Source organism: Streptomyces sp. CC53 (assembly GCF_001865245.1).
Classification (GTDB): Bacteria; Actinomycetota; Actinomycetes; order Streptomycetales; family Streptomycetaceae; genus Streptomyces.
The window spans coordinates 21,472-34,509 of the sequence record NZ_MKXB01000200.1 but is presented as its reverse complement, the minus strand read 5'-3'; the positions used below and the strand labels follow the sequence as shown (position 1 = coordinate 34,509).

Sequence of the window (13,038 nt, the reverse complement as noted above, 5' to 3'; positions counted from 1 at the left end):
GGTGGTCGAGGACCGGCCGCAGCGTCTCGTCGATCTCGTGCCGCTCCAGGACGCCGTTGTCGATCAGCCGGGTGAACGCCTGGAAGAAGTCGCCCTGCCGCTCCCGCCGCTCGTCGAGCAGCTGCTTGCGGATCTCCCACTGCTTGTCGGGGTTGGCCGCCATGAGGTAGGCGATCTGCCCCATCTCGCCCTCCCGGAACAGCACTTCCAGGTGGCGGGCGCGTTGGACCACCAGATCGTGCTGGTAGGTGTCCTGCCGCTGCATGCGCACGGCCTTCTGCTTGTCGACGCCCATGCCGACCAGTTCCTGCCCGGCCTCGGCGACCTGGTCCCTGACGGCGGCGTCGAGGGTGATGAAGACGTACACGTCGGTCCGCAGCCCGAGGTCGCGTCCCGGCAGCAGCCGCCCGGTGCGCAGCTCGTCGCGGATGGCCGCCTCGGCGCGCTCCGCCTCGGTGAGCCCGAAGCGCCGCGACACCCCGCGCAGGCCGTCCATGAGGGGTGCGCGGAGCATGTCGGCGACGTCCCAGACCCGCTGCACCACGACGCGGTGCGGCTCCTCCACCTCCCAGTGCACCTCCACCTCGGCCTGGAAGAACACGCCGTCGCCCGCGGCGGGCAGTTCCAGCCCGAACCGGGTGACGTTGCGTCCGATGAGCACCTCGAAGACGCCCGAGGGCCGGCGCAGCAGCGCGCTGCCGTGGGACTCGGTGTGGTGGGGCCACATCACGCGGTGGGTGCCGTTGCGGTAGAGGAAGACGAGCGCGGTCTGCCCGCTGCGGTGCCGGTGGCCGGGAGGGTGTTCCCTCACGAGGGGGCCGGGGGCCGGTGTGCGGTGCTGCTCGGGTTCCGGTGGTCCGTCGGCCCCGGCGGGGGACGGTCCGCCGGGCGGGTGTCCGGGTGCGGGGTTCATCGCTCGGCTCCTTCCGCCACGGCGTCCCACATGCGGCCCGCCGCGGTCTTGTCGAGGGGGCGGTCCCGGTCCCGGACCAGGGCCGTGATGAGGCCGAAGAGCCGGTCGCGGTCGCGCGGCCCGGATGCGAGGCGGGGCAGCAGGGCGCCGCAGACCAGGTCCAGGGCCTCCGGGTCGCGGGCGGCACGGCGCAGCAGCGTGCCCAGGCCGTCGAGCGCCACGGCCCCGCAGTACGGGGCGGACAGGGCGTGGCCGACGAGTGCGGCCAGCTCGGGGGCGAGGTCGGGGCGGGTGGCCAGCAGCGCCACGAGCAGGGGGCGCGGGCCGTGCGGTTCGAGGGCGGGCACGTCGTCGAGGCCCCACAGGTGGGTGGTCCTGGTCGTGAGGGTCTCGACGACGGCGAGGTCGGCGAGCATGGCGAGGATGCGGCGGCCTCCGCGCAGCCACTCCCGCAGCCGGGCGAGCACGGTCTCGGGTTCCTGCGAGGCGAGCAGGCGGGTGACGCTGAACGCCGCCGCGCCGAGCACGTCGGCGAGGGCGTCGACCTCGTCGTCCCGGTGGGCGCGGACGAGGGTGCCGAGTGCGCCGAGCGAGGCGCTGACGGAGCCGGCGGGCAGGGCGTAGCCGTGGGCGAGGATCGCCGTGTGCAGGAGGGCGGCGTCGCCGCTCTTCTCCCACTCCTTGAGGGCGTCGGCGGCGGCGGGACGGACGAGGGGGTTCCGCGCGGCCTCGGCGACGGCGGTGGCGGCCGCCATCCTGGTGACCGGGTCGTCGCTGCCGGCCAGGGGGCCGACCAGTTCGCGGAACCCGTACAGCCAGTCCCAGGAGCACAGGACGCCCGCCGTGAGGGAGGCGCGCACCCACACGGCGGGGCGCGGGTCGTCGCACAGGCCGCGCAGCCAGCGCGACACGGGGCCGCGGGCGTTGTGGTGGCCGTGCCAGACCTCGTGGAGCACCTCGGTGGCGAGCGCTCCGCCCTGGAACCTGACGAGCCGTGCGGGGACCCGGTAGGTGCCCATCTCGATCTCGCCGTCCTCGAGGACGCAGCGGGCCAGGGCGGGGCGGAGGTCGGCGTGGGTGCCGAACAGGCGGCGGCCGACGGGCTGCCCCGGGTCGAGGGTGACGGCGAGGTCCCAGGCGAGGAGTTCGGCGGCTTCGGTGGCGAGGCTGTAGGGGCCGCGGTCGAAGACGGCGACGGCGATGCGGAAGGCCGCGGCGCCGAGGGCGGGCAGCGCCTCGGGGACGGTGCCGGGCCGGTCGGCTCCGGCGAACCAGGCGCGCACCTGGGCGCGGACGAAGGCGCCGCACTCCTCCAGCAGCCGGGCGTCGGCGAGTTCGCCGCGCTGGCGGCGGGCCAGCAGGGCGGCGAGCCCGGCGGCCTCGCGGGGCCGGAGCCGGTCGAGGCCGAGGGCGCGGGTGACGTCGCCGTCCGCGGCGAGGGCGCGGGCTTCGTCGAGGGCGCCCTCGGGTGCGTCGCGCAGCAGGATCCGCAGGTGGCGCAGGAGGACCCCGGCGGGTTCGGGGGCCGGGCAGTACAGGCCGTAGCGGCCTTGGAGCAGCCGGTCGGCGAGGTCGCTGCTGTCGACGAGGACGACGCCGTAGGCCCCGGTGGCGTGGAGGAGTTCGGCGAACCGGTCGAGGTGCAGTTCGGTGAGGCGGCCCGGCGCGGCGGTGCGCGGCCGGGGCTGCTCCCCGCCGGGCGGCCGCACGGCCTGCGGGTCGGGGCGGCCGTCCTGGGGCGGCAGGTGCAGGAGGTGGCCGTGGCCGGGTGCGAGACCGTCCTCGGTGATCTCGTGGACGGCGTGGCTGGGGTCGAGCCGGGTCACCTGGCCGCCGGTGAGCTCGGCGAGCAGGGCGAGGGCGGTGGAGCCGCGTCCGCTGCCGGGCTCCCCGCAGAGCACCAGGAGCCGCTGCGTGCGCAGCGTGTCCTTCATGCGCTGGTAGCCGGCCGGTTCGCAGTACACCTCGTCGAGCCGGTCGAGGGTCTCCTGCGGGACGGTGCCGCGCAGCGTGCTGCCGCCGGCGGCGCCGGTGCCGTAGAGGTTGATGATGGTGTTGTCGTGGAGGACCTGGCCGTCGCCGTGCATCACGTAGCGGCGCAGCTCGCGGGCGGGGGCGAGGACGCGGCGTGCCGCACGGGCGGTGCCGGCGCCCCCGGTGCCGCCGGCGCCGCGGGTGATGCGGCCGGCCTGGTCGAAGAGGCGGGCCTCGGTCTGGCGGGGTTCGTCCGCGGTGTCCTTGTCGCGGTGCTGCGGCTGGTCGCCGTGCGCGGCCCCGCGACCGTCCTTGGCGGCCTCTGCCCGGGGGTCCCCGGGGCCGTCCGCGGGCGCCTGCTCGACGCCGGGGGCGTCGTCGTGGCCGCTCATGCGCTGCCTCCCTTGCCGGAGTCCTTGCGGAAGCCGGTGAAGCCGCCGTGCAGGGTGGACCGGTCGACGACGAGGAGGTCCCCGCCGGCCTGGTAGAGGTGCCGGGGCGGGGGTCCGTCGTCGTCCTCGGCGGGCGGGTGCGGCCCGCCGGGGGCGGGGTCCGGGCCGGCGCCGTCGGGCGGCCGGGGACCGCCGGGGCGGGGTGGCGGTGGGCCGTCCCCCGGATGCGGCCCACCGCCGGTCCGTGCGGCACCGCCCGGGCCCCCTCGGGGGTCCTCCGGCAGGGGCGGTGCGGGGCGCCTGGGGAGGTGGAACCAGGCGGTCTCGTCGGTCTCCTTGGCCTGGACGCGGGCCTGCCGGTAGTGGTCGGGCTCGACGTAGCGGCCGCCTTCCCGGACCACGTTGGCGTACAGCCAGTCGGAGACGACGACGAGCAGGTCGGCGTCCTCGGCGCGGTCCATGACGGCCTTCGCGGTGGCGCTGTCGCAGAGCCGGCAGGCCAGGTCGACGGCGCGGCCGACGAGGCCCCTGCCGTCGTCGAGGACGAGTCCGGCGTTCATGCCGACGCGTATCCGCAGCCGCCGGTCGCGGCCGGCGTTGTGCTCGCGCAGGCTCTCGTAGAGGGTGTCGACCCACCGGCCGACGACGAGGGTCGGCGGTACGTCGGGGCGCAGCGCGGCGAGGATGCCGTCGCCCCGGTCCTCCTGGTGGACGGAGGCGGGTTCGACGCCGATGGCGGCGTACGCCTCGCCGAACGCCTCGTACATGGCGGTGCGCATGCGCCTCTTGGCGTCCATGCCGAGCGTTCCGGAGGCGCAGGCGTCCCCGAAGACGACCAGTCTGTGGATGGCTCCCGCACTGCTCACTCGGACTCCCTGGGTGGCCGTGGTGCTGAGATGTGCCGTGGTGCTCGTGGTGGCAGGGCCAGCCTGTCCGGGTGGGGCGGCCGGCGATGTGGCGGTTTACACACCCGGCGGAGATTTCTCCGCGGGTCCCGGCGCCGTGCGCAGTCCCCGGCCGCGGGCGAGGGCGAGCAGGGCGTCCGTGTCGGTGACGACGACTCTGCGCTGCGCGGTCCGTACGACGCCGTGTTCGCGCAGCTGGCGCAGCGCCTTGGCAACGGCTTCGCGGGTGGCGCCGATGGCGGCGGCGAGGTCGTGTTGGGGGAGCGGCAGTTCCAGGACGGTGCCGCCGGGACGGCTGCTGCCGGCGTGCTGGGCGAGCTCCACCAGCCGGGCGGCGAGCCGCTGGAGCACGGTCTCGGAGGCGAGAGAGCGGCGTTCGACGTCGGCGCTGCGGAGGCGGGCGCTGAGCTGGCGCATGATCAGCGAGGTGGCGTGCGGTCGGGCGGCGAGGAAGCGTCGGAAGCGGTCGCCGGAGACGGAGACGGCGTCGACGCGGCCGAGTGCGGTGACGGTGGCGCTGCGGGGGCCCTGGTCGACGGCGGCGAGGTCGCCGACGACCTCCCCGGCGCCGCGCAGGGCGAGGATGAGGCGGGCGCCGCGCTCGGTCTCGACGGAGACGACGGCCCAGCCGGACAGCAGGGCCAGGACGTAGGCGGAGGTGTCGCGTTCGCGGATCATCACGGTGCCCGGTGCGTAGACGCGGGGTGCGCCCTCGGCGAGCAGCGCGCGGCGGTCCTCGGGGGTGAGTGCGTCGAGGAAGGAGCGGTCCTGGCCGAAAAGACTCATTCCGCGCCCCTCCCCACCGTGGGTCCACACAGCCGGCACAGCCGTGTGCTCACGGGATTCGCATGGGTTCTCGTGCGCCCACCGTCCTGCGCACCACATCAAGAAGCCGTTGGTGCAACGGGGTTGATATCGCGTCACTCCTTCGGGGTGAAGAACGCTATGGGCTGCTTATAGACCCGTCAACCAACGGCGAATCACACCAGGCGCACACGAATCGAAGGCCGCTCCCCTGGTGCTGCACCATGCCCCCGGAGAACACCCCGTGCGCCCCCCGTGCGCTCTGTGGCGGCACCGCCCACGGTCCGTGCCATGCCCGGCCGGTACGGGGGACTCGGGCGCCAGGACCCAGGGCACCGGCTGCCCGCCGCCGGTAAAAGCGCTGGCCACCGGGGCACGGACGCCGGAATACTCGGGCATGTGTTCCTGACGATCAGCACGACCGGTACTCCCGAGCGCCCCGCCTCCGACCTCGGATTCCTGCTGCACAAGCATCCCGACCGGGCACAGGCGTTCTCCACGTCCCACGGCACGGCGCACGTCTTCTATCCCGAGGCGACGGCCGAGCGCTGCACTGCGGCCCTGCTGCTGGAGGTGGACCCGGTCGCGCTGGTGCGGCGCGCCGAGGGCAAGGGCGCCGGCCAGGGGCCCGACATGGCCCTCGCGCAGTACGTCAACGACCGGCCCTACGCCGCGTCGTCGCTGCTCGCGGTCGCGCTCGGCGGGGTGTTCTCCAGCGCGCTCAAGGGGCAGTGCGCCGCCCGGCCCGAGTTGGCCACGCGGCCGCTGCCGCTGCGCGTGGTCGTGCCCGCGCTGCCCGCCCGCGGCGGCGCCGGCCTGGTACGGGCGCTGTTCGAGCCGCTGGGGTGGCGCGTGGAAGCCGACCCGGTGCCGCTCGACGAGCAGTTCCCCGAGTGGGGCGACTCGCGTTACGTGCGGCTCCTGCTGGAGGGCGACCAGCGGCTGTCGGACGCGCTGCGCCACCTGTACGTGCTGCTGCCGGTGCTCGACGACGCCAAGCACTACTGGGTGTCGGCGGACGAGGTCGACAAGCTGCTGCGGGCCGGCGAGGGCTGGCTGGCCGGGCACCCGGAGCACAAGCAGATCACCAGCCGCTACCTGGCGCGGCGCTGGTCGCTGACCCGCCAGGCGATGGAGCGGCTGGAGCTCGCCCGGCTGGCGGCCTCCGACGACACCGCCCCGGAGGACCTGGACAACGCCGTGGACGAGTCGACGGACACCGAGGAGCGGCCGGTGCCGCTGGCGGTGCAGCGCCGGGAGGCGATCCTCGCGGCGCTGCGCGCGGCGGGCGCCCAGCGGGTGCTGGATCTCGGCTGCGGGCAGGGCCAGCTGGTGCGGGAGCTGCTGAAGGACCCCCGGTTCACGGAGGTCGTCGGCGTCGACGTGTCCATGCGGGCGCTGACGCTCGCGGCGCGGCGGATCGGGCTGGAGCGCATGGGCGAGCGCCAGGCGTCGCGTGCCACGCTCGTGCAGGGCTCCCTGGCGTACACCGACAAGCGGCTCAAGGGCTATGACGCGGCGGTGCTGAGCGAGGTCGTCGAGCACATCGACCTGCCGCGCCTGCCGGCGCTGGAGTACGCGGTGTTCGGCGCCGCCCGTCCGGGCACCGTGCTCGTGACGACGCCGAACGTCGAGTACAACGTCCGCTGGGAGTCCCTGCCCGCCGGCCACGTCCGGCACGGCGACCACCGGTTCGAGTGGACGCGCGCCGAGTTCCGTGCCTGGGCGGCGCAGGTGGCGCGGCAGTACGGCTACGCGGTGGCGTTCGCGCCCGTCGGCCCCGACGACCCCGAAGTGGGCCCTCCCACGCAGATGGCGGTGTTCACGCTCGGCACCGACCAGGCGGGGACCACCGCGGCGACCGCGCCGACCACGAAGGAGGAGAAGGCCGCATGACCACCACCCCCGCCCTGGAGACCACCGCCGCGCGGACGCCGCGCCGGCTGCCCGTCACCGACCTGTCCCTCGTGGTGCTGGTCGGCGCCACCGGGTCCGGCAAGTCCACCTTCGCCGCGAAGCACTTCAAGCCGACCGAGGTCATCTCGTCCGACTTCTGCCGGGGCCTCGTCGCGGACGACCAGAACGACCAGGGCGCGTCCCGCGACGCCTTCGACGTGCTGCACTACATCGCCGGCAAGCGGCTGGCCGCGGGCCGGCTCACCGTCGTCGACGCGACGAGCGTGCAGCAGGAGTCCCGGCGGCAGCTCGTGCAGCTCGCCCGCGCCCACGACGTGCTGCCCGTCGCGATCGTGCTGGACGTCCCCGAGGAGGTGTGTGCCGCCCGCAACGCGGCCCGCCCCGACCGGTCCGGGATGCCGCGGCACGTGATACGGCGCCACCGCCGCGAGCTCCAGCGGTCCCTGCGCGGCCTGGAACGCGAGGGGTTCCGCAAGGTGCACGTGCTGCGCGGCGTGGACGAGATCGACGCCGCCGAGGTGGTGCTGGAGCGCCGCTTCAACGACCTGCGGCACCTGACGGGCCCGTTCGACGTGATCGGCGACATCCACGGATGCGCGTCCGAACTGGAGGCGCTCCTCGCGAAGCTCGGCTACGAGGACGGCCGCCACCCGGAGGGCCGCACCGCCGTGTTCGTCGGCGACCTGGTGGACCGCGGACCGGACAGCCCGGGCGTGCTGCGCCGCGTCATGGGCATGGTCGCGTCGGGCGACGCGCTGTGCGTGCCCGGCAACCACGAGAACAAGCTGGGCCGCTGGCTGAACGGCCGCAAGGTGCAGCTCACCCACGGCCTCGCGGAGACCGTGGAGCAGCTGGAGCGGGAGGACGACGCGTTCCGGCAGCAGGTGCGGCAGTTCATCGACGGACTCGTCAGCCACTACGTCCTGGACGGCGGCGACCTGGTGGTGTGCCACGCCGGCCTGCCCGAGAAGTACCACGGCCGCACGTCGGGGCGGGTGCGCTCGCACGCCCTGTACGGCGACACGACCGGCGAGACCGACGAGTTCGGGCTGCCCGTGCGCTACCCGTGGGCGGAGGAGTACCGCGGCCGGGCGACGGTCGTCTACGGCCACACCCCGGTGCCCACCACCTCCTGGCTCAACAACACGATCTGCCTGGACACGGGGGCCGTGTTCGGCGGCCGGCTGACGGCGCTGCGCTGGCCGGAGCGCGAACTGGTCGACGTGCCGGCGGAGAAGGTGTGGTACGAGCCGGTGCGGCCGCTCGCGTCGGACGTGCCCGGCGGGCACCAGGGCCGACCGCTGGACCTGGCGGACGTCCACGGCCGCCGGGTCGTCGAGACCCGCCACGCGGGCAACGTCGCGGTCCGCGAGGAGAACGCCGCCGCGGCCCTGGAGGTCATGAGCCGGTTCGCGGTGGACCCGCGGCTGGTCCCCTACCTGCCGCCCACCATGGCCCCCACGGCCACCTCCGGCCTCGACGGGTACCTGGAGCACCCTGCGGAGGCGTTCGCCCAGTACGCGGCCGACGGTGTGGCACGGGTGGTGTGCGAGGAGAAGCACATGGGGTCACGGGCGGTGGCCCTGGTGTGCCGGGACGCGGAGGCCGCGGAGCGGCACTTCGGCGTCCAGGGCCCCACGGGGTCCCTCTACACCCGCACGGGCCGCCCGTTCTTCTCCGACGAGGACACCACGGAACAGGTCCTGTCCCGCATCCGTGCGGCCGTGTCCGCGTCGGGCCTGTGGGACGAGCTGGACACGGACTGGCTCCTGCTCGACGGTGAGCTGATGCCGTGGTCGCTGAAGGCGGGCGGACTGCTGCGCGGCCAGTACGCGGCGGTGGGGGCGGCCGCGTCGGCCGTGTTCCCCGCAGCCGTCGGCGCGCTCGAAGCGGCGGCCGGCCGGGGCGTCGACGTGGGCGGGCTGCTGCCGCAGCAGCGGGAGCGGGCCGCCGACGCGTCGGCGTTCACGGATGCCTACCGCCGCTACTGCTGGACGACGGACGGCCTGGACGGCGTCCGCTTCGCCCCGTTCCAGCTGCTGGGCGTGCAGGGCCGCAGTCTCGCGGAACTCCCGCACGACGAGCAACTCGCCTTGCTGGACGGGCTGGTGGACAAGGACGGGACAGGACTGCTGCAGGCGACCCGACGCCTCGTCGTCACGACGACCGACGAGGCGTCGGTACGGGAAGGCGTCGACTGGTGGCTGGAGCTGACCGGCCGCGGCGGCGAGGGCATGGTGGTCAAACCGCTCGCGGCGCTCGCCCGCGACGGGCAGGGCCGCCTGGCCCAGCCGGGCGTGAAGTGCCGCGGCCGCGAGTACCTGCGCATCATCTACGGCCCCGAGTACACCCGCCCCGACAACCTGCGGCGCCTGCGCTCCCGCTCGCTGGGCCACAAGCGCTCACTGGCGCTGCGCGAGTACGCCCTCGGACTGGAGTCCCTGGAGCGCCTGGCTGCCGGTGAGCCTCTGTGGCGGGTCCACGAGGCCGTCTTCGCGGTCCTGGCCCTGGAGTCGGAACCGGTGGACCCCCGGCTCTGATCCCGGGCGCCCGGGGGCTGCCGAGCCGTGCTCAGCCGGTTCGCGACCGGTGCCCCGCTGGAGCCGACCGGCGCTCGGCCGACGCCCGGCTCTGGCCCCGGGCGCCCGGCGGGGCCCTGCGCCCGCGCAGGCACCACCGCAGAACCGGTCCAACGCCGAGCCGTGCTCAGCCCGTGCCTGACCGGCGCCCCACCGGCCCCCGCCGGAGCGGGCCGGCACCCGGCCGACGCCTCACCGGCGCCCTGCCGGGACCTCGCCCGGCACCCTGCGGGTGCCTGGTCGACGGCCTGACGGTGCCTGGCTGACCGCCTGGCCCGGCATCGGGGACCGAGCCCGGTGCCGGTTCCGGCCGGCACGACCCCGCGGATCGGGCCGGGGAGTGCCGGCCCCCGGCGGGCGCACCCGCCGACCGGGCGGTGAACGGGGGCGCGCCCGGCCGGTTCCTCACCCGGCGCGCCACCGACCGGGCCGCGCCCGGCCGCCGCTCCCCGACCGGCCGCCGGTCGGCGCTCAGGGCGCGGCCGTGAGCTCATCGGCGACCTTGGCGAGCAGCGCACCGCTCGCCTCCGCGTCGTGGCCGAGCACCACGGACCTCCGGGGCAGACCGGCCAGGTGCTCGGCGAGGGCGGCGACGCCGGGGGCGCCGGTGGCGGGCAGGAGACCGAAGACGTCGGGGTAGCGCTCCTCCTTCCCGGTGGGGAAGACGTCGGCCTCGCTCGGCTCGTGGTCGTCCTCGGCGAGGGCGGCCGTCTCCATCGGGTTGATCCTCGGGAACAGCAGGCCCGCCACCCGGGCCTCGGCGGAGAGGCCGAGACCGAGCCAGTCCGCGAGTTGGTCGGGGAAGAACTGGGCCTTCAACTCCCTTTCGTCCCGCCGCCGTAGTGGCTCCCTGCGGCCGTCGACCAGGGCGCGGGTGACGGCGGGGTGCTGGGTCGGGTGGAGCCGCTCCCCCTCGGCGAGCCTGGCCCGGACGGAGTCGTACCGGCCGATGGCGTCGAGCAGGCCGATCCCGACGGCGGCTGCCGAGGGCCAGGGCAGGATGGCGACCCCGCCGTCCTCCTCAAGACGCGCGAACACCCTGTCGTTGGCCAGGAGGCCCCAACCGGAGCGCGCCAGCAGCACGGCGGTGGTGGTCTTCCCCGTGCCCCTGCCGCCCAGGGCCATGACGGCCTTCCCGTCGCGGGTGGCGGCGGAGGCGTGCAGGACCGTCCAGCCGGCCCGGGCGAGCCGCCCCCGGACCGACTCGCGGACCAGCCGGGCGGCGGCGACCGCCACCGGCTCCGCCTGGTGTCCCGCGACGACGAGGCGGCGGCTGTCGACCTGATAGGCCAACTCCTCGTCGGGCTGCACGGCGTACGTGATGCTGCCGCGGCGGGCGACGAGGGTGCGGGCCCCCGCGTACTCCGTCTCGTCGTGCCCGTCCTCCGCCACGAGTGCGGCGATGCTTCCCGCCAGCCTCGGGTTGACGTCGGCGAACACCACGGCGTCCCCGTCCGCCGAGTCGTCGGGGCCGAGCGCCTCGACACCGGACGCGTACCACCACGGGCCGAAGTACCGGGCGGCCCAGGAGGCGACCCCCTGGTCGTGGCTGACCACGGTCAGGGTGGCGGTGTCGGCATGGATGCGGGTCGCGTACAGGGTCACGGACGGGCTCCTTCTCTGCGTACGGGTCCGGGTGTGGTGCACCGTGGACCCAGCGGGCCGGATGTGCAATTCCCTTCCGCCCCCGGCTCCACCGTGGTTGACGCCTAGCACGTCAGTCCAGTGGGCGGGACCGGCGCGGGCGTGGACCGGTCGCCCCTGGACCGGGCGGCCTCCGCTGCGACGGGCTGCCGTGCCGTGCGGCGTCGCCGCCCCGAGGGGCCCACCGCGGCACCCGGCACCCGCCTCGAACACCGTCAACGGGGCCGTGACGGACCGTGACCGGCGCCGTGAGGTGATCGTTGGGTCGGCGGTGCCGGACCGCCCGGCCCACGTGTCGGCGGCGAACGCCGGCGCGTCGCTCTCCTGTCGCCCGCCCGTCCCGGGTGGGCTTGCGCCGAGGAGGCCTTGATGTCCCAGGAAGCCGTGCCCGAACAGGCCGTGTCCGCGCCGGACATGTCCCAGCAGCAGGGCGCCGGCGCCCCGAAGGGCCTGCTGCAGCAGATGGAGGAGCTCATGGCGGCGCTCACCGCCGACCTGTCGCGGTTGGATGCCGACCTGCAGTCCTCGGCTCGGCGTGCGGACGGCGACGGCGACGGCGACGGCACCCTCGCCGGTGGCACCGGCTCCGCCGTCGGCGCTGGGGCCGGCTCCCCGTCCGGTGCGGGTGCCGGCACCACCTCCGGTACCGGGGGACGGTAGGCACGCTGCCCACAGCCGTGGCCGCCCTGCATGAAGGCGCGGACTCGGACGGGTGCCCTCGGGGGCCGGCTCGTCGCCGCCGCCACTCCTGACGCTGCTGCCCGCTCGCACCCCTCCCCCCGGCGACTCCACCGGGGAGTCCCCCGCGCCGACGCCAGGTCAGGGCGTCGGCTCCGTCAGTGCGTTGCCGCGTCAGCCGCGTCCGTGCTCACGCCGGGGCCGTGCCCCGGCGCCTCGCCGCCCGACTCGGACGGCGGAGGGCGGTCCGGCACCGCGCGTCCCCGCTCACGAAGCCGCTCAGCACCGGGCCGGTCGACACGGGACGGGTCGCCAACGGGCGGGGCGACAACGGATGGGGAGGTGTGCGGTGGAGCGACACGGGACGGGTCGACACGGAGTCGGCTGCCTGTCACACCGTCGGCCCGGTGTCGGCGGGCATGGGGTCGGTCGCCCTCCACCCGGTCGGACCCGGGCTGATCGCCTGCCGCCGGCTCACCGGGCGGGGGAACCGGCTGACCGCGGGGGTGGGCCGGCGAAGCAGGTGGCGTCGTCGCACCAGGCGCTGCGGGGTGTCCGCCGCCCGGGTCTCGCTGCGCCTCGTCGTCACGGCGGGTAGGCCGCGGATCGGCCCCGGTGTCGAGGCCGGCCTCCCGGGCCCGTCCGCGGGCCCGGGCCGATGGCTGGTCCTGAACGCGTCCGTGGGCCTCCTGGAGCGGACCGGGGTCTTCAGCTCTTCCGTGGTCCTGGGACCGTCCGGGTTCCCGGTGGCGGGGCGGCCGTACGGCCCGCTCCTCCGACTCGGCCGGTCCGGGAGGTCTCGCCCGATCGGGGACGGTGAGGCGGCGCAGCATGGCGCGGACGTGCTCGGTCGCCTCGTCGGCGGCGTCGATGGCCTCGATGGTCTGCCAGTACAGGCCCTCGTCGTCGGTGGCACAGGCCACCCCCACGAGGGCCATGCCGACGTCCCCGAGCAGGGCCCCGAGCGCCGCCAGCGCGGCCGGCAGGTCGCTCACCTCGGTGAGGCGCTCGGCCTGCGGGGCGGGGCCGCCGCGCCCTCCCGTTTCGGCGAGGGCCCGCGCCTCCCCTCTCAACTCGCGCGGGCCGCCGAGGGCCACGAGGCCGCCCACGGCCTGGGCGAGGCGCTGCGCCCGCCAGACCGCCGCCATGATGTCCCGTTCGCCCGCACTCGACGCCAGGTCCCGCCGGCTGATCGCGATGAGTCGTTCCGCCTCCATGGACGCCGCCCCCGT

Annotated in this window: 9 protein-coding genes; 3 read left to right on the top strand and 6 right to left on the bottom strand. The window is 75.6% G+C overall.

Annotated features, from left to right (window positions below; translation table 11 throughout):
- The 4 genes from BJP40_RS34680 to BJP40_RS26970 form a co-directional block, all read right to left on the bottom strand.
- A partial coding sequence (locus BJP40_RS34680; RefSeq protein ID WP_071283031.1) for a hypothetical protein occupies nucleotides 1-913 on the bottom strand: 913 nt, incomplete at its 3' end.
- The gene (locus tag BJP40_RS26980; protein WP_071283030.1) at nucleotides 910-3,279 is read right to left on the bottom strand and encodes a hypothetical protein; all 2,370 of its coding nucleotides are present in this window, start codon (nucleotides 3,277-3,279) and stop codon (nucleotides 910-912) included. The genes BJP40_RS26980 and BJP40_RS34680, both read right to left, overlap by 4 nt.
- Nucleotides 3,276-4,145, bottom strand: a complete 870-nt coding sequence (locus BJP40_RS26975) for a hypothetical protein (RefSeq protein ID WP_079171504.1) — start codon at nucleotides 4,143-4,145, stop codon at nucleotides 3,276-3,278. Before BJP40_RS26975 ends, BJP40_RS26980 begins: the two co-directional genes overlap by 4 nt.
- A 96-nt stretch (nucleotides 4,146-4,241) precedes the next feature.
- Nucleotides 4,242-4,970 carry a Crp/Fnr family transcriptional regulator gene (locus BJP40_RS26970; protein WP_071270856.1) on the bottom strand — a complete coding sequence of 243 codons (729 nt, stop codon included), beginning with the start codon at nucleotides 4,968-4,970 and terminating at the stop codon, nucleotides 4,242-4,244.
- Between the two features lie 417 nt (nucleotides 4,971-5,387).
- Between BJP40_RS26970 and BJP40_RS26965 the strand changes: the two genes are divergently transcribed.
- Nucleotides 5,388-6,884 (top strand): 3' terminal RNA ribose 2'-O-methyltransferase Hen1, encoded by a 1,497-nt coding sequence (locus tag BJP40_RS26965; protein ID WP_071283029.1) that lies wholly within the window; start codon nucleotides 5,388-5,390, stop codon nucleotides 6,882-6,884.
- Nucleotides 6,881-9,445: a polynucleotide kinase-phosphatase gene (locus BJP40_RS26960; protein ID WP_071283028.1), complete on the top strand. Its 2,565-nt coding sequence runs from the start codon at nucleotides 6,881-6,883 to the stop codon at nucleotides 9,443-9,445. Before BJP40_RS26965 ends, BJP40_RS26960 begins: the two co-directional genes overlap by 4 nt.
- Nucleotides 9,446-9,955: 510 nt before the next feature.
- Here BJP40_RS26960 and BJP40_RS26955 read toward each other — a convergent pair.
- Nucleotides 9,956-11,089 (bottom strand): hypothetical protein, encoded by a 1,134-nt coding sequence (locus tag BJP40_RS26955; protein ID WP_071283027.1) that lies wholly within the window; start codon nucleotides 11,087-11,089, stop codon nucleotides 9,956-9,958.
- Between the two features lie 408 nt (nucleotides 11,090-11,497).
- Here BJP40_RS26955 and BJP40_RS36135 point away from each other — a divergent pair, with 408 nt between their 5' ends.
- Nucleotides 11,498-11,788: a hypothetical protein gene (locus tag BJP40_RS36135; protein WP_071283026.1), complete on the top strand. Its 291-nt coding sequence runs from the start codon at nucleotides 11,498-11,500 to the stop codon at nucleotides 11,786-11,788.
- A 176-nt stretch (nucleotides 11,789-11,964) separates the two neighbouring features.
- Here BJP40_RS36135 and BJP40_RS36410 read toward each other — a convergent pair whose 3' ends face one another.
- Nucleotides 11,965-13,023, bottom strand: a complete 1,059-nt coding sequence (locus BJP40_RS36410) for a DUF6099 family protein (RefSeq protein WP_071283025.1) — start codon at nucleotides 13,021-13,023, stop codon at nucleotides 11,965-11,967.
- Between the last annotated feature and the right edge of the window lie 15 nt (nucleotides 13,024-13,038).